Source organism: Brevundimonas sp. S1H14 (genome assembly GCF_047716865.1).
Taxonomy (GTDB): Bacteria; Pseudomonadota; Alphaproteobacteria; order Caulobacterales; family Caulobacteraceae; genus Brevundimonas; species Brevundimonas naejangsanensis.
The window spans coordinates 2,371,409-2,394,367 of record NZ_CP136679.1 but is presented as its reverse complement, the minus strand read 5'-3'; the positions used below and the strand labels follow the sequence as shown (position 1 = coordinate 2,394,367).

Below are 22,959 nucleotides of genomic sequence, written 5' to 3'. Positions count from 1 at the left end.
GTATGACGGCAGAATCGCGCCGCCGCCGGACGAACATCGATGACGCCTATCGTGGACCAGTTGAGGGTCATTATCGCCGCGCCGGCCGCCGCTGCGCCTGCCGGCGGATTGAGCCCGGCGACGGCGGCTCTCTGGTCCGCATCCATCGCGGCCGTCGTCGCCCTGGCTCTCTTCGTCCTGAAGGACGTGGTGCTGGCGCGATTGAATGAATCGCGGGCCACGAAGCGGTCGGAGGCCCTGATCTACAGGCGATACCTCGCGCCTCTGGCGGATGCCTGCACCAAGCTCGTTTGGCGCGCCAACGAGATCTTCGTCGACGAACGGCATGCCTACCTCAAGACGACGACACGGCCGCTCGACTTCAATGCCTACAAGAGGCGCAGCACCCTCTACAGGGTCGCCGCTCTGATCGGCTGGGTTCGCGCTATGAACATCGAGCTGGCGGCCCTGACCCGGACCGGCGCGGCGTTCGCCTCACCGATCGCCGAGGACATCAAGGCGTTCCAGTCGGCCCTCGCGGACGGGCCGCACGTCGAGATCCATCGTCTAAAAAGCATCAGCGCCCTGTGGGGGCTCGATCTCACACCCCTGTCAGATACCGACGTCAAAACAACGGCGATGAGGTTCGAGGTCGCAATGCATCGGGCCCTGACTGCGGAGGCCGGGTCCGACGACATCGCCCTGGACGCCTTGACGCCGGCGCGCAAGGTCAAGGTCTGCGCGGTGTTGGCGGCGTTCCTGACAGACCGCCTCGGCGGGACGGCGCTGACCCAGACGCGACTGAAGGCGACGGTTGCGCAGGCGGTGCGGTGTCTGACCTTCCGGGAGGCCCTCGTCTACCGTGACTGGCAGGACGCCCTAGGCGACGCCATGCTCACGCCGGATCCGGACGCCGAGCGCCGATACAAGCTCATCGGCTATCAGGCGTTCGAGACGCTCCTGGATGAGGCGAAGACGCCGTGGCTCCGGATCTTCGCCGCCAGCATTGACGACATCGACTTTGAGGATGTCGATCCGAACGACTTCCGCGCTCATCAGCTGGCCAGAACCATGGACGCGGCGGCCCGCCTTCTGGTCAGCCTCTCCACCACGGAGAACAAGGACCTCGTGGACGGCAAGACCCTCGAGACGGCCTCGGCTCTCAGGGCGGCGCTCGCGGCGCGGGGCGAGATCTGAATGCCGGGAGAGGACGATGAAGTCGGGGCGCGGCCCCTCTGTTGCGCGTGTGTCGGAGAGGCCTATCTCAGCGAGGCCATCGCGTCCGTTGGTGAGACGCGGACCTGCGCCTACTGCGACACGTCCGGGCCCACGCTTCTGATCGAGGAAGTTGCCGACCACGTCGAGCGGGCCTTCGAGGAGCATTTCGTCAGAACCGCCGACAGTGCCGACGGGTGGCAGATCACCCTGCTGAACGACCGCGAGTCCGAATACGTCTGGGAGCGTGAGGGGGAGCCCACGGCCCAGGTCATCATGAATGCGGCCGATATCCCCGAAGAGGCGGCGGACGACATTCAAGAGGTGCTCTCCGGCCGACACGCGGCTGTGGGATCCGACTACGTCGGCGAGGAGGACGAATTCGACGCCGAGGTGCACTATGAGGAGCGGGACGCCAGCGACGCCGCATGGCAGGTGACCTGGTCCGAGTTCGAGACCGGGCTGAAGCGGCAAGCTCGATACTTCAGTCGTGAAGCCCTCGCCATCCTGGCGTCGATTTTCGACGGCCTGGGCACGCTTCAGACCCGGGATGGCCGCGACATCATCGTCACCGCGGGGCCGGGCCAGCCGATCGCACGCTTGTTCCGCGGACGCGCCTTCCAGGCCGAAGCGAAGCTGCATGAGGCGATGGGGCGTCCGGATCTCCACCTCGGTCCGCCTCCCATGGCCTTGGCGACCCCCGGCCGGATGAACGCGCTCGGCGTTTCCGTCTTCTACGGCGCCAGCGAAGCTCGCGCCGCCGTCGCGGAGGTTCAGCCTCCTGTCGGCGCCTGGGTTCTCGTCGGGCAATTCGAGATCATTCGACCGCTCCGCCTGCTGGATCTGACAACCCTGGCGGCGGTGGCCGCCTCGGGCAGCGTGTTCGATCCCGGCACCGCCGAGCGCATGTCCAGGGCCATGTTCCTGGCGTCCTTGAGCACGCGCATCGCGCGGCCGGTGATGCCGGACGACGAGCCTTTCGACTATCTGGCGACGCAGGCCATCGCCGATTATCTGGCCACCGATCCGGACCTCGATCTGGATGGCATCATCTTCCCGTCGGTGCAGACGGCGGGGACGGTGATGAACGTCGTCCTCTTCCACAAGGCGGCCGGGCTCGAACCGATCGACCTGCCGAAGGGTACGCGGATCTCGGCGCGATCCGGCCGGTGGGAGGACGAAGGCTTCGAGGCGGACTTCGAGGTTCTGGAGATGACGCCGCCGCCGGAAGACAAGGCCGACAGGCCGCCTTGGCCGATGGACCTGGAGATCGACGAGCCGCCCGACCGCGATCCGGCCTTGCGGATCGTCAAGGGAAGTCTGCAAGTTCACGCGATCAAAGCCGTCAACTACACCGCCGACATCCACACAGTCAGCCGGTTCCGGTTCCAATCCTACGGTCCCGACGAGCCGTTCTGAGCTGGCCGCCCCACCACATCTGACCATGAGCGGAAGATCGCTGTCCGTGAAACCGTCGATTTCGATGATGAAGGTCAGGACCCGACAACCATCCCAGGTTTTTGCCGAGGTAGAATGTCAGCTCGCGGGTGGGGAGGAGATGTCGGCTCTTGGCGCATCTACGACGTGAGCGGGCCGTGCATTGCGCTCGCTGCCCACAATCACCCAAGCGCCGAAGCCAACCGTCCAGCGATCCGCGTCGCCGCCTCTCTGACGGGATGATCTGCCAAGTGCGCGTATCGGGCGGTGGTCTGAACCTGCGTATGCCCCAGCAGCTTGCCGATCATTGGCAAGCCTTCACCTGCCAAGACGCCGTCCGATGCATAGGTGTGGCGCAAATCATGGATGCGGACATCGTCCAGGCGAGCGGTCTTCCGGATGCGCCGCCATGGATGCTGGAGATCGGTGAGGTGACTGCCTTCCAGCTTGCCGACGATGACATAGGGGTTGCCATCCACTTCCGGCAGCTTGCGCAACAGATCGACCACGGCATCGCCCAGGTAGACCGTCTTCGGCCCGGTCTTGCTGTCCGGCAGCCGGAAGCGGCCAGCCCTGAAGTCGATGTAGCTCCATTTCAAAGTCTGGATTTCGCGCAGGCGGCAGCCGGTGAGCAGCAGCAGCCTGAAGGCAGCAACGGCGAAGCGGCTTTCCGCGCCTGTGCGCTCGGCCTCCTGGAGGGCCGCGCCCAGGCGCTCGATCTCGTCGGGCGACAGGAATCGCTCACGCTTGCGTTCGGGGAAGGCCTTCACGTCGTCGCAAGGGTTGGTGCGCTTGTCCCTCATGCCCCAGACCTCGGCCAGGTTCATCATCTTGGAGAGCACACCCAGGACCCGGTTCGATTGATAGGGCGTATGCGCATACTTCCCATGCAACTCCGCTACGTCGGCCGGGGTCACTGTCCGCACTCGCTGCTTCCCGAAGAACGGATTGATAAAGAACTGAACGGCGCGCTTGTACTCGTACTCGGTGGTCGGCTTGCAGCGGACAGCGACGTGCTCCTTTAAGAACCGCGCACCTAGTTCCTGCACCGTCGCCGCCTGGCGCTCCATGTCGCGCAGCGTCGCCGGGTCATCTCCGCCGCCACGCACGGCTCCCAACATACGATTGGCCTCGCGTCGCGCGATCTCGGGCGTCACCACACCGTGCTGACCGAGCGCCATGCGACGGGTGCGGCCATGCCTTCGATACTGGATCAGATAGAATCGTTTGCCGTTCGGCATCACGCGGACGCCGAACCCCGGCAGTTCGCCATCGAATACGATGTAGTCTTTGGCGCGCACCTCAAGCCGCTCCACAACGCGCTTGCTCAACTTCTCGCCAGCCATCTCCAAGTCCTTTCCCAGCGAAATCGCCGCCGTTCGAGCCGCTCGATCCGTGGAAGCAAGACGGAAGCGTTTGGCGGAAAAGCAGGGCGAAATAGATCGCAGAAACGGTGATTCAGAATGGCCGGATCGTCAACAGAAAGTCAGGCGTAGTAGGGAGTTAGGGTTCAATAAGATGCGCAATCGATAAATACGAAAACAGTATAAATCGTTCTCATAACCTGAAGGTCGCAGGTTCAAATCCTGCTCCCGCACCCAGTGATACCCCACAGGTTCCCCCTGTGGGGTTTCCGCTTTTGATGTGCCGCCCAGGCCCAACAAGACGGCTAGGTCGCCGTGGACCCTCAGGTCGAACTTTCCAAGCCTTCCTATGGGATGAAGTCCACGCGTTCAGCCGGCCGACTGATTGGCTCCAAGACGCCGCCCAAGCCAAAGCGCATCTGAGCTATTCGACAGCAGTTGAAGGTCGCAAGGACGGGGCGCGACCTTGACCTTCAACTGCGCCCTGGACTCCAAGCTGCGGGCCTGTGGCCTGATTCGGCTCCGGGTTAGCGATGTGGCGCCTAGCGGCGTGCTTCGCCAGCGCTCGATTGTCATCCAGTAGAAGACCGGAAGGCCTGTTCCCTTCGAGATCACGGAGCCTGCGCGCGACGCCATCGCCACTTGTCTGGCGCGGCTAAGGAAAGCGCGACGATGACTGGCTGTTTCCGAGCCGCAGCCGGCCAGGTCAGCACATTGGGCCTCGTCAGTACGCGCGGCCCGTTGAGATTTGTGACTCGTGACCGGGCCTGAACGTGGGCCCGGTCACAGCAGTTGATTGTCTCCTATGGGTGGGAAACGTACTTTAGTGCGCTTTCCGATCGCGCAGCACTGGCATACCAAGGGTGCATGAGTGATGCGCGTTTTCGTCTTGCTGAATGGTTCGAGGAGTACTGGGGCGAGAAGCTCCCCGCTAGCCGTGATACCGATCTGTTTGAGCGGTTCGGCATCGAGGGAGACGATGCATCCGATTTCATGGACAGCTTCGGGGCGCGGTTTGGGATCGATGGCGAAAACTATCGCTGGTACTTCCACCATCGCGAGGAGGGCACGAACTTCGGCGGACTTTTCTTCGCGCCCCCCTACAGGCGTGTGCAGCGCATACCGATCAGCCCAGATATTTTGGTCGAGGCCATCGAAAAAAGGCTGTGGCCGCTTCAATATCCTCCCCATCAGGTGCCGACCGTGCGCTGGGACATCCGAGTGAACCGATTGTTATTTGTGGTTCCTGTCGTCCTGCTAGCGATGTGGCTCTGGCAGCGTTTTGTCGGCTAAGGGTCAGTTCAGGACTTTGTCGCCGCCACTGGCGCATTTTTGACCTGCAATGCGAGGGCTCGTGAGGGAGCGTGGGCCAGCAAGGACTTTGAACCAGTGACTCGAAATCCTTGCTGGCCTACGCAGTTCAGCGGCGGCCCGCTGGGGCTAGGTGATTGGACAGGAACAGGGCGTTGATCAGCAGACGCTCCGTGCCGAGCCAATATTTGCGGTGAGCCGGATCGTCCGCGAACAGGACGACATTGCCCGCGCCGACCGGGTTCACCTGAGCCCAGACCGAACCGGCCGAGCGGGCGCGCAGGGCTTCGGGCAGGTAGCCGTTGACCTGCGGGTCGGTCTCGATCCGCACGACGTTGGCGAAGGGATCGGCCACGGGGGCCAGGACGACGTCGGTCTCCTTGTTCACGAACAGGTCGCGGCGCGACAGGCCGAAGGCGAGGGGATGGCTGATGTCGGCGTCGGCCGACAGGGCGTTGCCCGCCGTCCGTTGTTCGCCCTGGATGGCGCCGCGGTCGGCGTAGTCGCGACGCTCGACCTCAGCCTTTTTCTCGTCTTCTGAGGCGGCCTGCGGGGCTAGGTCGTTGGCGGCGACCCAGCGCGCGGCGTTGCCGAACACCACCAGGGACCCGCCCGCGCGCACCCAAGCCTTCAGGGCGTCGACTGTCGGCTGGCCCAGGTTGTCGTACCGCCCGCCGGACAGGACGATGCTGTCATAGCTTCCCAACGGCACGCGGCCCAATTGGGACGGGTCCAGCCGCGTCGCCGGATAGTTCAGCCGCTCGCTGAGGGCGAACCAGGTCGAACCGATCTCGGTGGCGTTGACGCCCTCGCCCATGACCAGGGCGATGCGCGGCGCACGCACCACTTTCACATTGTCGCTGCCCAGATCGACGCCCGCGACGCTCTGACCGGTCGAGACGGCGTGGGCGACCACGCCCGCCTCGCGTGCGGCCGTGTCGACGGCGGCGCGCAGGGCGGCGGCGTCCAGCGATTGTCCCGCCGTGGTCACGACCAGGGAGCCGCGCCCGAAGGCGCTGTCGCCCGCCGCCGTTCGCGCGGTCAGCGGCTCGAACGCGGCGCGGACGCGCACGTCCTGACGCAGCAGGGCCGCCAGAACGCGCGGGGCGTTCAGATCACGCCAGTCGACGACATAGGCGTAGGCGTCCTGAGGCCCGCTGACGCCGCCGGTAGCGACGGGCGCTTCGGTCACGGCGGACCCGTGGGCGGGGACGCGGCGCAGGCCGTCGCTCTTCAACCCATAGGCCAGGGCGACGGCGTAGGAGGTGCTGCCGTAGACGCTGCCCTTGGTCGGCGGCGTCCGGTCGAAGATGGAGTGGACCAGGCGGAACTGCGGCTGGGCCGAGGGCACGACATAGGCGCTGCCCGGCTCATACACGCGGCCGTTCTGCGTCACCCGCTCGGTCAGCGGGTGGACCTGGATGCGGTGGGTCAGCAGCAGGTCCAGCGTCTGGCGCGTCAGGCCCGGATCGGCCGCGTCGCCGAAGACGAAGGCCTGGCTGGAATGGCGCCGCCCCTGTTCGACGGCCGAACGGAAGAAGTCGCGCTGGAAGGCTTGCAGCCCGGCGCGCTCGGCGACGGCGCCGCGGATGGTGGCGAGGCCGACATTGGTCTGGTTGCGGATGGTGAAGGGGAAGGTCAGCGGGCCGTTGGCCGTGTCCTGCACCAGGCCGCGGGAACTGGCCTGTTCGACCGTCACCCCGACCCCGCCGTGGAAGTCGGGATAGGTCGAGCCGTAGACCGGCGAGAAGTTGTCGAAGACTTCGCGCGTGTAATAGAGCGAGCCGAGGCTATCCAGCGCCTGGGCATGATACTTGGCCAGCGTCACGTTCCACTCATAGCTGGCGCGCGGCAGCAGCGGACTTTCCATGCTGGCGGGCGAGGGCTCGAAATAATAGGTGCTGCCCGCGCCCATCTCGTGGAAGTCGATCTGGATGTTGGGGCGCCAACGATGGAAGGCCTCCAGCTTGGCGCGCGTCTCTTTCTGCGTCACCGCCAGCCAGTCGCGGTTCAGGTCGGTGAAATAGTGGTTGGTGCGTCCCGCGGGCCAGGCCTCGACGTGCTCCTTGTCCAGAGGGTCCGAGACGGCGGGCTGGTTCTTCCAGGCGTTGTGCCAGTTGGCGGCGCGGTCGCGGCCGTCGGGATTCTGGGCTGGGTCGATGACGATCACGGCCTTGTCCAGCCAGTCCAGCACCTCGGGCGAGCGCCCGGCGGCCAGATAATAGGCGGTCAGCAGGGCCGCCTCGCCGCTGGACGTCTCATTGCCGTGGACGCTGTAGAACAGGCCGACGACGACCGGGGCGTCGGCGCCCGCCGCCGGGCCGCCGGGATCGCCCGCCGCGATATGGGCGCGCTGGATCTGGTCGATCCGACCCTGATTGGCGCCCGAGGTGATGACCACGGACAGCAGGGGCCGTTCTTCGTAGCTGCGGCCGATCTCCTCGACCGTCACCCGGTCCGACAGGCGGGCCAGTTCGCGCAGATAGTCCACGATGCGGTCGTGGCGAGTGTAGTGGGTTCCGATCGGATAGCCGAGGAAGGTTTCGGGCGTTGGGATGGCGGGGTCGAAATCCCCCGCCGCCGCCTGAGGGAAGAAATAGGCGCTCTGGGCCAGGGCCGGGGCGGGCGCCGTCAGGGCGACGCCGCCCAGCAGGACCGCCGCCGCTGCGCCGCCGGTCAGGATGCGACGGAGGGATGAACGGGCGTGTTGAACGCTCATGGTGTCAGGTCTCGATGCGAAAAGGGATCAGAAGCGGACGTCGAAGCCGACGCGGAAATAGCGCCCGCGCAGATCGTATTGGCCGAAGTCGTAGGGGGCGCGCACGCCGGGGAAGGAGGCGTCGTGCGGCGGCGCTTCGTCCAGCAGGTTCTCGATCTTGGCGTAGAGCGTCACGCGCTCCAGCCCGGACCACGCCGCATACAGATCGAACTGGTGATAGGCGTCCACGCGCGATTGTCCCCCGACTTCCGGCACCTGATCATAACCCGAGGTGTAGTACCAGGTCAGGTTGGCGTCGAAGACGTCGCGGTTCCAGGCCAGCCGCGTCGTCGCCTTGTGCGCCGGCAGGGTCGCGCCCCGGTTCGACCCCGCATAGTCCAGCAGCGGCCCGCCCGCCGCGTTCGGTCGCTTGTATTCCAGCAGGTGCGTATAGGCGCTGGAGACGGTGAACGTCCCCCATCCCTCGGTGCGCCAGCGCTGGCTGAAGTCCACGTCGAAGCCCGACGTCTCCAGCGCTGTCAGGTTGCGGTAGCGATTATAGACCGCCTGCAGTTTGCCGCGTTCGTCGCGGACGACGTCGGCGGGGTCGTTGCTCTGGACGATGGCGGTGGTGTTGCCCGTGCCGATCAGGTTGTCGAGCTTGATCTGATACCAGTCGATGCTCAGCGCCGTGTCGCGTGTCGGGGTGAAGACGACGCCCAGATTGTAGGAACGGGTCTTTTCCGGCTCCAGATCGGTGTTGCCGACGGTGAAGAAGGTCGGGCTCTGGCGCGAGTTGGGCAGGTCAGGATCATAGGGGTCGATGACCGAGCCGTAGGAGATCATGGTCGAGGCCGAGTTCTCCGACAGCGACGGCGCCCGGAACCCGCGTGAGGCCGAGGCGCGCAGCGCCAGCCAGTCCAGCGGCTTCCACCGCACGCCCGCCTTGGGCGAGAAGGCGCTGCCGAAGTCGCTGTATTCGTCCGCCCGCGCCGCGACCTGGATGTCCAGATTGCTCAGGACGGGGATGTTGAATTCGGCATAGGCGGCCCAGACGTCGCGCTCGCCGTCGACTGCGGCGATGGCGGGGCGGATCTGAAGCCCGGCGTCGATCTGCCACGGATTGCTGGAGACCAGGCTCTCATGCCGGAACTCGACCCCGGCGGCGTAGCCGATCTGACCGGCGGGAAGGTTGAACAGCTCGCCCGAAATCTTGAAGTCGGCCCCATAGAGACGCGACTCCGCCGGACGCAGGGTCGACAGACGGATGCCGTCCAGCACGGCCTGCGGCGTGGCGCCCGGCTCGTGCAGGTTCAGCGTGCCGTCAGCCAGGGCGTCGGCCAGGTTCCAGCGATGAGCGAAGCCGCCCGACACCGTCTCGCGCTCGTCGCTGCCTGAGGCGAAGACGGCGGCTTCCCAGTCGAAGCGGTCATGACGACCGCGCACCCCGGCGAGGGCGCGATAGGACTTGGACTCATTGGTCTTCAGCGTCCGGCCCAGGTCGAAGAAGGTGTATTCGATCGGCGTGGCGACGCCGTAAGGATTGTAGGGATTATTGGCGGGCAGCAGGTTCGACACCGGCTCGGCCAGCCCGGTTTGGGCGTTCAGCGCGAACCGCCCGCCCTCCAGCGTGAAGAAGGGGCTGGAGCCGAACAGCGAGGCCCCCTCGACATAGGAATAGAGCACCTCGCCGAAGGCCTCGATCTGCGGCGTCAGGCGCTTCGTGCCGAACAGATAGGCCTGATAGCGGTCGGTCGAGGGGATCAGCGTCGTGTGCGGCGCCAGGTTGATGGCGCAGGTGTCGCCGGCCAGGCCGTCGATCGGGGCGCTGGCGGTCAGCACCATGCCTTCGGGGCACTGGCCCTGGGCATTGAGGAAGGGCACGGACTTGCCGTCGACCAGGAAGCGCGCCCCCTTGGCCGACCAGCCGTTCCAGCGGCCGCCGGGCAGGTCGGTGTAGATGCCCGACCTGGTCAGGTCGCGCTGGTCCTGATCCAGCCGATTGCGGGTATAGGCCTCCAGCGACAGCAGGATGTTGTAGCCGTCCGTCTCCAGATCGCCGTGGCCCGCGACCAGTTTGGCGGTCGAGGTCTCCAGCCCGCCCTGATCGGCGAGACCGTAGCTGGCGCCGAACTCAAGACCCTGGAAATTCTGGCGGGTGATGATGTTGGTCACGCCCGCCACCGCATCCGAGCCGTAGACGGCCGAGGCGCCGTCCTTCAGCACCTCTAGCCGCTGGGTCGCCACCATCGGCAGGGCGTTCAGGTTGACGAAGGTGTCCGACAGCCCGCCGCCGGGGAAGCCGTAGTTGGCTACGCGGCGTCCGTTCAGCAGCACCAGGGTGTTTTTCTGCGACAGACCGCGCAGGCCGATGCCCGCCGCGCCGGACGACCAGCCGCTGTTCTGCGTCTCGTTCGAGCCGTTGCCGGTATTGGCCGAGATCGAGCGCAGCAGGTCCGCCGTCGTCGACTTGCCCGAGCTTTCCAGCTCCTCGCGCCCGATCACCTGCACCGGGTTGAAGCCTTCGGTGTTGGCGCGGCGGATGTTGGACCCGGTCACCACGACGTCCGCGACCGAATGAGCCGCCGCAACCTGGGCCTGATCTGTTAGATTTTCATCGCTTCGGGCTTGTGCGGCGCCGCACGCGCCTGAGGCCGAAAGAAAGGCGAGAACGGTCAGGGAGGGCCTGATCATGGGGATGCTGCACCGCAATAAATGTCACAATTGGGCGCGCAATAAGGCATGGAGGAGCAGCGGCTCTAATGTAGAAATACTAAATCGACGTATAGAAAGCTTGGCAGGGTCATGAAAACGAATGACGTCGCGAAGGCGAGGTCATTGCGCCCGGCGACATCGCCGTCGACCTGGCGGCTTTCCCACAGGCGGCGCCGGGCCCGTCCATCGGCTACAGCGGCGACTGGGGCGGCAAGGCAGCGCTGCTGGCCAGCGCCGACTGCAGGTACAGCGTGGCAGACGGGCTATTTCCAGAACAGGCCGCTGCGCTCGCGGCAGCGGCTGTCAGAGGCAATCGCGAGGAAGCGGACCGATGCGACCCGCCTTCGTCGGTTTGTGGGATCTGTTCCGCGTGCACGGAAGTTTTCGACTTATGTATGCTGCGGCGAACATGCTGGGTTTGACCGAGGCGTCGCCACCGAAACCGCTTCTGGGACCCGATGAAGGGCTGACGGTCAGTCTCAGAAAGGCTTTGCCGCCCTGAGACGCAGAGGGGCGCCCAGCGTCGGGTTTGGGCCATGAAGCCAAGGGCCTCCACTGGCGCTTCCGCGACATAGGAAACCGGTCTCTGATCTGAAGGTCAGCATTCTACAGCGTCGCACATCGTCCGGTGCTGGCGGGCGATGTGGCAAGCCCTTGCACTGGCCCAGCTTGACGTCTATCGATTGCAAATCATTCGCAATTGTGGCGGGTGTCGGTTTAGGCGTCGCCCTGGAGAAGGGCGCCGCACGCAAGGCGATTCAGGTGGGGCGGACCAAGCTTCAATACGCAGAGTTTGAAGAGCAGCGCCGCAACCTTATTCGCTATGCGAGTCGGATCACGGGTAACCGGGATCATGCGGAAGACGTGGTGCAGGAAGCCTATCTGCGCCTTGGCGAGATGGCCAGGAAGCAGCATCTGGCGAGCCCGGGCGGCTATCTTTCGCGGATCGTCCGCAATCTGGCGATAGATCGGCTATGGCGGTCGCGCCGGGACGGCGAGGTTTTTGCTCCGGATGGTCAGGCCGCTCTGGACGAAATGGCCGCCGTCCAGCCCACGCCGGAACAGGTCGTCCTTTCGCGAAATGAATTGATGCGGCTGGAGGCCGCCCTTGCCGAGTTGCCCGAACGCGTCCGGATCGCGGTTGAAATGCACCGGTTCGGGGGAGCGAAACTGCGGGAGATCGCCGTCGAACTGGGCGTGTCCGTTACGGTCGCGCATGAACTGGTCGTGACAGGCATCGCCCACTGCCGTTCGCGGCTGCGGTGACCCGTATTGATGTCTGGGCGGATTATCCGAAAAAAGCGACGGCTAGACAGTCAATATCAAGGGGCGCCCGTGAAGTCCGGGCGACAGGGATATCTGTTTTGACGCGAGCCGGGGGAGGAGACTGGGATGACTGAAGCTTCTGACTCGGACCGGATGCGCGCCGACGCTGAAGCTCTGGACTGGATCATTGCCCTGCGGGAGGCGCCGGAGGATCTGGAGACGCGGGCGCGTTTCGATCAATGGCGCGCTACGGAGCCGATCAGGGCCGTGGCCTGGGAAGAGAGCGCCAGGATTTATGCCGGGATAGGCCAGGCAGACCCGCTCCATTCCGAGTATTGGGCGAGGTTAGGCGAAAGGCTCGAAGCCGCTCCGATCTCTTCGATCCCTGGCGCACGTAGACCCCGGCCGGCGTATGGAATGAGAGCCAAGGCGCGCCGAGCCCCAGGCAAGGGCCGGGCGCCTGTCGCGGCGGCCCTGTCTGCGGTCGCGGCGGCGCTCGTCGTTGTCCTCGCCGCGCCCGAAGCCGTTCTGCGTTGGCAGGCCGACGCGATCGCCGGGACCGGCGAACTGCGTACGATGACGCTGGCGGATGGAAGCCACATCAGCCTGTCGCCAGGCTCTGCCGTCAGCATCGACTATTCCTCGGCGGAGCGGCGGATAGGCCTGCTTCGAGGTCAGGCATGGTTCGATGTGCAGGATGACCCAAGGCCATTTCGGGTCATCGCACGCAATGTCGAGACGACCGACATCGGAACGGCTTTCGAGGTCGGGCTGACCGACGGCGCCACCCGCGTCGCGGTCGGACACGGGATTGTCCGGGTCGACGACGCAAGGACCGGCCGCACCATCTCGGAACGGCTCGTCGCCGGTCAGAATGTCTCAGTCGATCCAGCAGGGAGGGCCTTGCGCGGGACGGCGCCGCCCGAACTGATCGGGGCCTGGCGCGACGGACGGCTTGCGGTCCAGGATCGGTCAGTGAGCGAAGTCGTGGACGCGTTGCGTCCCTGGCATCGCGGCATAATTCTGGTGCGCCCCGGCGCGCTTGCCGGGCGGCGCGTCACGGGCATCTATGATTTGCAGGATACGGCCGGGGCCATGGGCGCCTTGACCAAGGCCCATGGCGGCCGCGTCACTCAGATCACGCCCTGGTTGCTGATTCTGTCGGACGGCTGAGTGGCCCCGAAAAATTTTCTTCCATCAACGCTCTGTAAAATATGACAAATATGGCTGTCGCTCTGAGCGGGGTTCATTATTTGGCGAAAAAATCCTCGCTCCGCCTGTCGATATGAGGTGAGGGCATCTGCATTTGCATCGCGTTTGCAAATCGGTCGATCGCGCCCTCATCGAGTGATTTTGACGGAAGGACGATTGATGATGACCGATGGGGGCCAAGCCAAGCGGCGCGCGCTGTGGGTGAGCGCATTGCTGGCGACGACGACGATCTCCGGCGTGGCCTGGACCGATCCTGTTGCGGCCCAAGCGCGCGATGAACAGCGCAGCTTCGATATTCCGGCCCAGTCGCTGTCCTCTGCGTTGGCGGTCTTCGGCCGTCAGGCGAACCTGCAGGTCAGCGTGCCTGCAACCCTGGCGAGCGGTCGTGCTTCTGCATCGGCGGCAGGCGTCATGACCCCCCGAGAGGCCCTTGGCCGTTTGCTGGTCGGCACAGGTCTGACCTATCGCATCAGCGGGAACGTCGTCACCCTCGAGCGCGCGCCACAGGCGCAGCCGGGCATAATCCAGCTGGGCGCGGTGCGGGTCGAGGGCGGAGGCGCCGACACCGGATCTGGAGCCGGCAACGGGCGCGCTGCGGGCTGGGATGGAGCGGGCGATTCCGTCTATGTGACGCCGGGATCGGTCAGCGTGATCAACCGCGACCAGCTGGAAGCCTATCCGGCGCAGGCTCCGGCCGACATGCTGCGCGGGGCCACCGGCATTATTTCAGGCGAGGCGCGCAGCAGCGGCGGCCTGGACGTCAATATTCGCGGCATGCAGGGCCAGGGCCGGGTGCCGGTGACGGTTGATGGGGCGATCAACGGAACGACCGTCTATCGCGGCTATCAGGGGACCAGCAACCGCAGCTTCGTCGACCCGGATTTCATCAGCCATATCGCCATCGAAAAGGGCCCGTCGATGGGCAATGCGATCGCGGGCGGGATCGGCGGATCGGTTTCGATGAAGACCCTCGGCGTCGATGACATCGTGCCCGAGGGCGACGTCATGGGTATCCGGTTGATGGCGTCCCTCTCGGGCAACAACACGACGCCCAACTCGAACATGACGCGCAATATTCTTGAGCCGCTCAGCTTCTACGGCGATCCGCTTGCCGCGACGCGCGGCCGTGAAAGGCCCGGCTTCCTGCTGCCCGGCGGCGGTTCGGCCAGCCTGGTGTTGGCGCGCAAGAGCGACAGGGTGGACCTGCTTGCAGGCTATTCCTACCGCAACACCGGCAACTATTTTGCCGGCGCGAGCGGCAAATACGCGCCCAAGGCGACCGGGACGCCTTCGCCTTTCTGCGCGGCAGGCACGAACGAGACAGTGCTGCGCCAGCTCTGCGAACGCGCGGTCGCCTTCTACGACATGCACGGCTCGACGCCGTTCGTAGGCGGCGAAGAAGTCTACAACACCTCCAGCGAGACAGAGTCCGTGCTGCTGAAGGCGGTGATCCGTCCGGCTCCGGACCATGTGCTGGAACTGGGCTATGGCGGCTATCGCAGCACCTTCGGCGAAAACTATCCGGGGACGCTCGCCAGCACGACGGGGGCGGTGTTCCAGAACACGATCTTCTCCAAGACGGACCTGGATCGCTTCACAGCGAGGCACCGCTGGAACCCGGACAGCGACCTGATTGATCTGAAGCTGAACGGCTGGGTATCCAGGCTGAAGGAAAGCGCGCCTTCATTCTACAACTCCGATCCGGCGCGCCGTTATGTCGACAGCTGGGGCGCGGACATTGGCAATGCCTCCAGATTGACGACGCCCATCGGCCAGCTCTCTGCGGACTACGGCGTCTCCTACCTGCATGAGAAGGCGGGGCCTGACGGGGAATGGGCTGCCGGAACGGCCATTCCGCCGGGGCGCGAAGGCGTCCGCAGCGAGTACAGCCTGTTCGCGGATACGGCGCTGGATCCGACGTCATGGCTGCGCCTGACCGCAGGCATGCGATATCAGAACTACACGCTGGAAGATCGCCAGTCCGGCACGGTCCACCACGGCGCCCGCCTGAAGCGCGACGAGGACGCCTTCAACTGGTCGCTCGGCGCGGTGGCGACGCCGTTGGACGGTCTGCAGTTGTTCGCCAACTACAAGCACGCGGCCCGTCTGCCCTCGCTGCTGGAGGCGACCACCAACTTCTTCATGGTGGCCAATCCCGACCTGCATAAGGAAACGGCGAGCAATTGGGAGATCGGCGCCAACTACATCCGTTATGATGTTCTGAAGCCTGACGACGAGCTGGGGCTGAAGCTGGTCTGGTTCGACAACGACATCGACAGCTATATTTCGCGTCGCTACATCCTGCAGCTCGGCTCGATGCAGATGTACAACATCGACCGGGCGCAGTTCCGGGGGTTGGAAGGCAATCTCAGCTACAAGTCGGGCGGTTTCAGCCTGGAGGCCGGGGTCACCTATTACGACAGCATCCGCTTCTGTCGTCCGGGCGAAAGCTGCATCGCCAGTTCGCTGGCCTCGGACTACGCCACCAACTACATCCCGCCCGACTGGTCGGCCAATCTGTCGGTCAATCAGAAGTTCTTGAATGATCGGGCGACGATCGGCGCGCGCGTGACCTACATGGGCGAACGCTCCATCGGCGCCGAGAAGCCGACAACCGGCTATCTGCCCCTGATCACCGCTGTCGAATGGCATCCCTATACGCTGGTCGACCTGACCGGCAGCTTCAAGGTGGATGACGGCCTGTCGATCAACTGGAGCGTCGATAATCTGACGGACCGTTATTATACGGAGCCGATGAGTCTGGGCTTCATTCCGGCGCCCGGCCGCACATTCCGCATCGGCCTGTCCCAGACCTTCGGCTCGCGTGGCGGCCTGTCGATCAGCGACTGGTTCAGCGATGCAGGCGATGCCGAGACTGTCGACTGGACCGGCCCCTATGTCGGACTGGACTTCGGCTACGGCTCCGGCCGCACCCAGGGCAGCGTGACCGATACGGCCGGCAAGCCCGCTGATATCGACAACGGCAGCCGCGTTGACGAGAAGATCCGTAACTTCATCGGCGGCGTGCGCGCGGGCTATAACTACCAGTTGGCCAACAATATCGTCGTGGGTGTGGGTAGCGACATATCGACGGGCGATCTGGCGGCCTGGTCCGGGGTGGTTGTCTCATCCACTTCGGGCGAAAGCCCCAGCGTGGCGTCCCTTCGTGCGGCGGGCATCCTGGAATCGGACACCCGATACAAGTGGGATCGGCTGGTCACGCTGCACGGCAAGCTGGGCTACGCGTTCGGGCAGAACCTGGTCTACGGGACCGCAGGCGTGGGCTGGATGAACGAAACCCAGACTCGTCGCCAGTACCGCTCGACGCCGCCCACAAGCCGAACTGATTTCGGCATCAGCAGCTATTCGCCCGGCGGCCTGCCACTCGAACACTATTTCACCGAGCAGGACCGCCATGTCCGAACCGGCGCCGTGCTTGGCGTTGGGGCCGAGCGGGCCCTCAACGACCGCTGGTCGCTGCGCGCCGAATACAACTACGCCAACTTCGGGCGCGAGACGTTTGAATATGAGGATGCACGCGCTGGCGTGGGTCTGGCCTATTCGTTCGATGGCTTTGTCCGCGACCCTGTGACCGGAGAGCGCGTGCGCGTTTCAAAATCCGGTCCCGGCACAATCAACATCGTCGAGGGCCGCAAGGTCCGTTCGGACGCGGATCTGCACACGGTCCGCATCGGCCTCAGCTACCGCTTCTGACCCGCACCCCAGTAGGAGTTTAATCCATGACCGATACGATTGATCTGCCCCGGTCCAAGCGGCTGAAGGCCCTGACTCATGAGGTTCATGACCGGCTGGACAAGTCGATCATGGAGGCGTCGTCTTTCGACAGCCTTGAGGGGTATGGCCGGTTCGCCGGGGTGCAGTGGACGTTTCACCGCGACATCGACGCCCTCTATGACGACGCAGGCCTGATTGCATTGTTGCCGGGCCTGCCCGAGCGTCGGCGTCTGGCGCTGATCGCGGCCGACCTGGCGGATCTGGGACGGGACACGCCGCCGGTCGTGACGCCGCCGGTGTTCCAGCCCGGTCAGCCGGTGGACGCAGCCACGGCGCTGGGCTGGCTCTACGTGGCAGAAGGTTCGAACCTCGGCGCGGCGCTGCTGCGCAAGGAGGCCGCCAAGCTGGGGCTGTCCGACGACCACGGCGCCCGGCATCTGGCGCCGTCCGGCGATGGCCCGGCGGCTCACTGGCGCGCCTTCACCGCAGCGCTGGACGCCGCCAAACTGTCTGCGCAAGAGGAGGATCGCGCCGTCGCCGGCGCCAACGCCGCTTTCGCGCGCGTTCAGTCCCTGGCCAATGCCGCGCTTAGCTGAGGTCACGACCATGCCGGGGCGCTGGCGACCCATGCGAGCGGGGTGGCTGGCCCTTGGTCTGTTGTTTGTCGGGCTGGGCTTCATCGGAGCTTTCGTTCCGCTGATGCCGACGACCATCTTCCTGATCCTGGCCGCCGCCTGCTTTACGCGATCGTCGCCACGGCTGGAGGCCTGGCTTCTGAACCACCCTCGGTTCGGGCCGACCCTGCGCGCATGGCGAGCCGAGGGCGCTGTGCCGCGCCGGGCCAAGATCGCCGCCTGTCTGGGCATGGCGGTGGGTTTTGGTCTGTTCTGGCTGGTGGTTCGACCCGGTCTCTGGCTGGGTCTGACGGTGGCGGTCGCTATGACGGCCTGCGCGGTCTTCGTGGCTTCACGCCCGTCGCCGGGAGGCCAGGATGGCGTTTGACCTGACGACTGCTGCAGCGCCCTGCGGCGCCGAGGTTCGAAGCGGCGCCCGATCTCGTCGCCGGCGGCGGTGGGGCGTGGGCGTTGCGGCCTCGGTCTTGCTGCACGTTACGCCTCTGGTCGTGGCGGGCGGGCTATGGGCTGCGCGTCCGCCCGTGGTCCTGCCGCCTGAGCAGGTGTTTGAGGTTGAGCTGGTGCGCTTCCAGGCGCCGCCGCGCCCGCTGTCCGAGCGCCCGCCCGGTCCGATGCAGGCCGAGGCGGCTGCCCAGCAGTCTTCTCCCAAGCCTCGGATACAACCTCGCCTTCAGGTCGCCGCCGCAGTTGACGTCGAACCGCTGACGGCGCCCCAAACGACGCCTCGCATTGAGAGCGCGGCCCAGACCCAACCGTCAACAGAAGCCATGGCGCCGCCCAGCCGTGACGCTCCGCCCGCCGCCTCTGCATCCTCTGCCGCCCAGACATGGGAAGGCCGAATTCTGGCTCATCTGGAAAGTCGCAAACGCTATCCGGCCGAAGCGCGTGCACGGCGCCTTCAGGGGGTGGCCTATGTCAATTTCATCATGGACCGTCAGGGTAGGGTGCTTTCCTCCAAACTGGAACGCAGTTCGGGTCATCCCGCCCTGGATCGCGAAGCCCTGGCCTTGCTACAGCGCGCCCAACCCCTGCCCACACCGCCCGCCGAGACGCCGGGCGAACGCATCACCCTGACCGTCCCTGTCGACTTCTTCACGCGAGGGCGATGATGGCTTGAAACGCAGAATGTGAGCTTTCGGCGATGAGGCCAATGACCGTTCCTGGCGCGTTGCGGGCTTTGAGCGCCGTCGAGACAGCTGCGTCATGAAGCGTATTGTAGGTGAGAAGTAGCGCCAAATCCTGCTCCTACACCCAATACTGCAGTATCATCGCCGTCCTGGTTCACCAGGGCGGCGATTTTGCCTTTCACCATCAGCGCAAACTTGCCGCGTTCCGACAGCGGCGACACCGCGACGGTTTCGGTCAGCCGGCGCACAAGGTTCCTGATTTCAGCCGACGCCTCGCTGTCGCTACGATGCAGGGCGTCCTCCAGCGAGGCGACGACCTGTCGATACTGATCCGCCAGTCGCGGATGAAGGGCGATCACAGGCTTTTTGTCTGTCTGCGCGAGCTGAGTCTCAAGCGCTGCTCGCTCCTCCTCCAGGGCGGTCAGCCTTTCCTTTACGGCTGCGCCGCTCAGAACGCCGTCGGCCACCTGATCGATGAGCCGGTTGGCCTGTCGCTTAACTTCCGCCAGGCGGCTTTCCTGGTTTGAGCGCTCCTGTGTCGTTCGTTGCGATTCGTGCTCCAGGGCCTTGCGCGCTTCGTCGACGGCCAGGGCGACGCGTTCGGGCGACAGAAGTCGCGTCTTGATCGCTGCCAGCACCCTCTTCTCGATCTCTGCGCCTTTTGCGCCGCGGCCATTGCTGCAGATCGACGCGCCGCGCTCCCTCCGCCAGGAGCAAACGAAGCGTTGGTCCGCCCCGCTGCGGATCATGGGCTCGCCGCAGACGCCGCAGGACATCTTGCCGCTCAGGAGGTGCCTGGGGCGGACGGAAGCGAGGGAGGAGGGCTTGTTGGGTCCCAATTTGTTCTCGGCGTAGCGTTCTCGCACCTGAATCCACAGCGCCTCTGGCACTATCCGCAGGTGGGGCGCCTCAGTGCGGATGATGTTCGCCGCTTCGCCGGTGCGAGCGCGACGCGTGCCGGTCTGCCGGTCCTTTATCCTCGAACTTCTGTCTCATGACAGCAAACCGCAGGAGAAGGCCATCGGGGAGTTTCCTGGCCTCGATGTCTGCTCGTCCGTCGTGCGAACCGCGCCTGCCTAATGATCAGTTTGAAAGCATCATCGGGGGATTTGCAGGCGCTATGGGTTGAATATTGATCAATTCCAAATGGTTCGCTCCGCCGGGCAGGACGGAGTGGTCCCTACTGTTGAAGTCCGGGGAGAGTTGTCGTTGTGAACCATCCGAACAACCAGCCCGGATGCGTCCTAGCTAGACATCTATGGTATATCGTATACGGTATATCTCTTACTAAAGCCCAACGGAGGGATAATCATGAGGCTGAGGAGAAAAGGGGAGATGCAGCGCGGGCTGCGTAGGGGTCTTCTGACCGCAGGGGTGAGCTTGGGGGCGCTGGCTGCGCCGTTGGCGGCCAACGCCCAGACGACAACGGCGCCTGAGGGCGAGGCCTCACGGGTCGATGAGGTCGTGGTGACCGGCTCGCGTTTGCAACGCAGCGGATTGGATGCGCCGACGCCGACCATGGCCATGACGGCCGAAACGATCGAGGCCAAGGGGATCACCAACATCGCCGATATCCTCAATGAGATGCCGCAGGTAGCCACCGGCCTGTCGAACGCCAACACCAGCTATAGTTTCGGCAACATCGGTCTGAACCAGGTTAATCTGCGCAACCTGGGCGTCCGCCGCACGCTGACGATGGTGAACGGCCGTCGCAGGGCCGGCACGCCCGACGATTCCAACTTTCTGGCGTTCGATCTGAGCAATATTCCCGCCGCCCTGGTGAAGCGCGTGGAGGTCCAGACCGGCGGCACCTCGGCCGTGTACGGCGCCGACGCCGTGGCAGGCGTGGTCAATCTGATCCTCAAGGATGATTTCGACGGCCTTGAAGCCAACGTCCAATATGGATCGGACGAAGGGGGCGATTACGACACGCTGACCTACGGCCTGACCGCTGGGGTAAACTATGATCGGGGCAACGCGGTTCTGCATGTCAGCCGTACCGAAAGCGGCGGTCTGACGCGCGGCGACCGAGACCTTGGCACGGCCTACAGCTTCGTATCAAACCCGGCCAACAAAACGGGCGACGACGGCATCCCGGCGCGGATCCCGATGCGGGACCTACGTTACGCCTATTTCGCCCTGGGCACGCCGACGGGTTATCTGCCGTTCGGCGAGAACGGCGCCTGGACGGATGTTATCTTCGATTCCGCCACCGAGACCTTCCGCCCGCTGAGGGCCGGAGAGCGCGGAGTGATCGACGGCTCCTACTCCACGGACGAGGGCGGTAATCAGGACGCCGACACCCTGGTCGCGCCGCTGGAACGCACCAATCTCTACGCCAAGGCCGACTATCGCCTGTCCGACAAACTGAAGGTCTTCACCGAAGCCGTCTTCGCCGACATCACCGCCCGCGACCGCATCAGCGCGGTGTTCGATTCCTGGAGCGGGGCGGTCTCGATCGACAATCCCTTCATGCCGACGGCTGTGCGCGACGGTCTGATCGCAGCGGGCGAGAATTCGATGCAGTACGCCCGCTCGCACGACGAGTTCGGTATGCGTGGCACCGACATGAACCGCAAATACTACAGCCTTGCCGCGGGCCTGGAGGGCGAATTCGGAGAAACCTGGAAGTGGTCGACCGTCTTTGAGTACGGCAAGTCGCAGACGACCAACCGCAACCTGAATGATCGCATCGACGAGCGTTGGTTCGAGGCCTTGGACGCCATTCGCGATCCGTCCACCGGCGATGCGGTCTGCCGCAGCGTCGAGGCGCGGGCACGGGGCTGTGTGCCGGTGAACATCTTCGGCCAGGGTACGATCTCACCCGAGGCGGTGGACTATGTCCGCGCTGACCACTCCTCGACCACGGACACCAGCCAGACCCTGATCCAGGGGCTGATCGCGGGCGATCTGTTCCAACTGCCCGCCGGGGCGGTGAAGGTGTCGGCGGGCGCTGAATACCGCAAGGATGAGATCGACTTCCGCCCCTCCTATGTCTGGGAGCACGCGCTCGGCTTCTTCGCCAGCCAGTTCTCGCCGATCAAGGAGAGCAACGACGTTCGCGAGGCTTTCGCCGAGATTCTGGTCCCGCTGGTCCGCGACAAACCGTTCGTTCATTCGTTGGAGATCGAAGGCGCCTATCGCGTGTCGGATTATGAGCGCGCTGGCAGCGTCAATTCCTGGAAGCTGGCGGGGTCATGGGCGCCGATCCCGGACATCCGTTTCCGCCTGACCAAGGCAACCGCCGTGCGCGCGCCGTCGCTGGGCGAGATGTTCAATCCCGGCAGCCGGGGCGCCGCGGGCCTGAGCGACCCCTGCGATCCCAACATGCTGGATAGCGGCACGGAAAACCGCCGCAAGAACTGCCTGGCCCTGGGCTTCGATCCGGTGACGTGGGATCCGAACACTCGTCGCATGACCACCCTGGTCTTCAGCACGGGCAACCCCGACCTGGGCGTCGAGGAAGCCGACACCATGACGGTCGGGGCGGTGGTGCGCCCGCGCTTCCTGCCGGGTTTCGCCTTCTCGACCGACTACTACAAGATCAAGCTGGACGGCGGCATTTCTCGGATCGGCGCGCAGCAGACGGTCGACAACTGCGTCGACCTGCCGTCGCTGGACAATCAGTTCTGCGGCATGCTGACCCGCAGGTCGGACGGCAATCTGTATGAGGTGCTCGACAGCTACATCAACGTCGCCTCATTCGAGGTCGAGGGAGTCGATTTCGAGGCCACCTACCACGCCGAGGTGTCGGACCTGTTGCGACGCGACGGCGACTTCGGTCGGATCAGCCTGCAGGGCGTGGCCTCCTATCTGAAGCACAACATCTTCATCGACCGAGATGTGGCGACGGGCGATGAGACCGCCTTCGACTATGCCGGGGAGGCGGCCAATCCTCAGTGGCGCGCCATGCTGAACGCCACCTATTATCGCGGACCGATCCAGGTGAACTGGTCCAGCCGCTTCGTCGATGAGACGGTGACCAACAATCGGCTGCCGAACCCGGCTGAGGACATCGGCAGCTACTACAATATCCCATCGGTCTGGTATCACGACCTATCCGTCGCAGTGGACACGCCGATGGACGTCCGCTTTACCGCCGGGATCCGTAATCTGTTCGACGAAGGGCCGCGCGATCACCCCTCGACGGCGCGCGGCAACCTGGGGATGGACGACCTGATCGGTCGCTTCTTCTTCCTGGGCGCCAAATGGCGTTTCGGCGGACAGTAGGCGCAACCCAGGCGCCGGGAAAGGGGCGAGTCGTC

General features: G+C 64.9%; 14 protein-coding genes. 10 read left to right on the top strand and 4 right to left on the bottom strand.

From position 1 onward, the window contains the following. Window positions 1–51: 51 nt before the first annotated feature. Together RSD66_RS11665 and RSD66_RS11660 are read left to right on the top strand one after the other, a co-directional pair. Window positions 52–1,176 carry a hypothetical protein gene (locus RSD66_RS11665; protein WP_415287911.1) on the top strand — a complete coding sequence of 375 codons (1,125 nt, stop codon included), beginning with the start codon at window positions 52–54 and terminating at the stop codon, window positions 1,174–1,176. Next, window positions 1,177–2,613 carry an RES domain-containing protein gene (locus RSD66_RS11660; RefSeq protein WP_415287909.1) on the top strand — a complete coding sequence of 479 codons (1,437 nt, stop codon included), beginning with the start codon at window positions 1,177–1,179 and terminating at the stop codon, window positions 2,611–2,613. A gap of 200 nt (window positions 2,614–2,813) precedes the next feature. On the opposite strand, the gene RSD66_RS11655 is transcribed toward RSD66_RS11660, so the two are convergent. Next, entirely contained in the window at window positions 2,814–3,977 is a 1,164-nt protein-coding gene (locus RSD66_RS11655) for a tyrosine-type recombinase/integrase (protein WP_415287908.1), read from the bottom strand. Window positions 3,978–4,862: 885 nt separating this feature from the next. Between RSD66_RS11655 and RSD66_RS11650 the strand changes: the two genes are divergently transcribed. Beyond that, window positions 4,863–5,288 (top strand): hypothetical protein, encoded by a 426-nt coding sequence (locus RSD66_RS11650; RefSeq protein ID WP_415287906.1) that lies wholly within the window; start codon window positions 4,863–4,865, stop codon window positions 5,286–5,288. A 127-nt stretch (window positions 5,289–5,415) separates the two neighbouring features. On the opposite strand, the gene RSD66_RS11645 is transcribed toward RSD66_RS11650, so the two are convergent. Then, window positions 5,416–8,025: a M14 family zinc carboxypeptidase gene (locus RSD66_RS11645; RefSeq protein WP_415287905.1), complete on the bottom strand. Its 2,610-nt coding sequence runs from the start codon at window positions 8,023–8,025 to the stop codon at window positions 5,416–5,418. 27 nt (window positions 8,026–8,052) lie between these two features. Then, entirely contained in the window at window positions 8,053–10,563 is a 2,511-nt protein-coding gene (locus RSD66_RS11640) for a TonB-dependent receptor (RefSeq protein WP_415287904.1), read from the bottom strand. An 825-nt stretch (window positions 10,564–11,388) separates the two neighbouring features. On the opposite strand from RSD66_RS11640, the gene RSD66_RS11635 reads away from it, so the two are divergent. From RSD66_RS11635 to RSD66_RS11610, 6 genes are all read left to right on the top strand, one after another. Beyond that, entirely contained in the window at window positions 11,389–11,985 is a 597-nt protein-coding gene (locus RSD66_RS11635) for a sigma-70 family RNA polymerase sigma factor (RefSeq protein ID WP_199683695.1), read from the top strand. Between the two features lie 417 nt (window positions 11,986–12,402). Further along, window positions 12,403–13,158 (top strand): FecR family protein, encoded by a 756-nt coding sequence (locus tag RSD66_RS11630; RefSeq protein ID WP_415287902.1) that lies wholly within the window; start codon window positions 12,403–12,405, stop codon window positions 13,156–13,158. Between the two features lie 198 nt (window positions 13,159–13,356). Beyond that, window positions 13,357–16,911 carry a TonB-dependent receptor domain-containing protein gene (locus RSD66_RS11625; RefSeq protein ID WP_415287901.1) on the top strand — a complete coding sequence of 1,185 codons (3,555 nt, stop codon included), beginning with the start codon at window positions 13,357–13,359 and terminating at the stop codon, window positions 16,909–16,911. Window positions 16,912–16,937: 26 nt separating this feature from the next. Next, entirely contained in the window at window positions 16,938–17,528 is a 591-nt protein-coding gene (locus RSD66_RS11620) for a biliverdin-producing heme oxygenase (protein WP_415287899.1), read from the top strand. Beyond that, window positions 17,512–17,934 carry a YbaN family protein gene (locus RSD66_RS11615; RefSeq protein ID WP_415287898.1) on the top strand — a complete coding sequence of 141 codons (423 nt, stop codon included), beginning with the start codon at window positions 17,512–17,514 and terminating at the stop codon, window positions 17,932–17,934. The genes RSD66_RS11620 and RSD66_RS11615 overlap by 17 nt, the downstream gene beginning before the upstream one ends. Beyond that, window positions 17,924–18,676, top strand: a complete 753-nt coding sequence (locus RSD66_RS11610; RefSeq protein WP_415287896.1) for an energy transducer TonB family protein — start codon at window positions 17,924–17,926, stop codon at window positions 18,674–18,676. Before RSD66_RS11615 ends, RSD66_RS11610 begins: the two co-directional genes overlap by 11 nt. Before the next feature lie 92 nt (window positions 18,677–18,768). On the opposite strand, the gene RSD66_RS11605 is transcribed toward RSD66_RS11610, so the two are convergent. Beyond that, complete coding sequence (locus RSD66_RS11605) at window positions 18,769–19,560, bottom strand: recombinase zinc beta ribbon domain-containing protein (RefSeq protein ID WP_415287894.1); 792 nt, start codon at window positions 19,558–19,560, stop codon at window positions 18,769–18,771. Window positions 19,561–20,029: 469 nt separating this feature from the next. On the opposite strand from RSD66_RS11605, the gene RSD66_RS11600 reads away from it, so the two are divergent. Further along, window positions 20,030–22,924, top strand: coding sequence for a TonB-dependent receptor plug domain-containing protein (locus RSD66_RS11600; protein WP_415287893.1), 2,895 nt, complete (start codon window positions 20,030–20,032; stop codon window positions 22,922–22,924). The last annotated feature ends 35 nt before the right edge of the window (window positions 22,925–22,959 follow it).

Bases quoted from the DNA above. Each gene is read 5' to 3' on its own strand.
- RSD66_RS11660 (WP_415287909.1), top strand. From the start codon at position 1,177: ATGCCGGGAGAGGACGATGAAGTCGGGGCGCGGCCCCTCTGTTGCGCG.
- RSD66_RS11655 (WP_415287908.1), bottom strand. From the start codon at position 3,977: ATGGCTGGCGAGAAGTTGAGCAAGCGCGTTGTGGAGCGGCTTGAGGTG.
- RSD66_RS11650 (WP_415287906.1), top strand. From the start codon at position 4,863: ATGAGTGATGCGCGTTTTCGTCTTGCTGAATGGTTCGAGGAGTACTGG.
- RSD66_RS11645 (WP_415287905.1), bottom strand. From the start codon at position 8,025: ATGAGCGTTCAACACGCCCGTTCATCCCTCCGTCGCATCCTGACCGGC.
- RSD66_RS11630 (WP_415287902.1), top strand. From the start codon at position 12,403: ATGAGAGCCAAGGCGCGCCGAGCCCCAGGCAAGGGCCGGGCGCCTGTC.
- RSD66_RS11625 (WP_415287901.1), top strand. From the start codon at position 13,357: ATGATGACCGATGGGGGCCAAGCCAAGCGGCGCGCGCTGTGGGTGAGC.
- RSD66_RS11620 (WP_415287899.1), top strand. From the start codon at position 16,938: ATGACCGATACGATTGATCTGCCCCGGTCCAAGCGGCTGAAGGCCCTG.
- RSD66_RS11615 (WP_415287898.1), top strand. From the start codon at position 17,512: ATGCCGCGCTTAGCTGAGGTCACGACCATGCCGGGGCGCTGGCGACCC.
- RSD66_RS11610 (WP_415287896.1), top strand. From the start codon at position 17,924: ATGGCGTTTGACCTGACGACTGCTGCAGCGCCCTGCGGCGCCGAGGTT.
- RSD66_RS11600 (WP_415287893.1), top strand. From the start codon at position 20,030: ATGCAGCGCGGGCTGCGTAGGGGTCTTCTGACCGCAGGGGTGAGCTTG.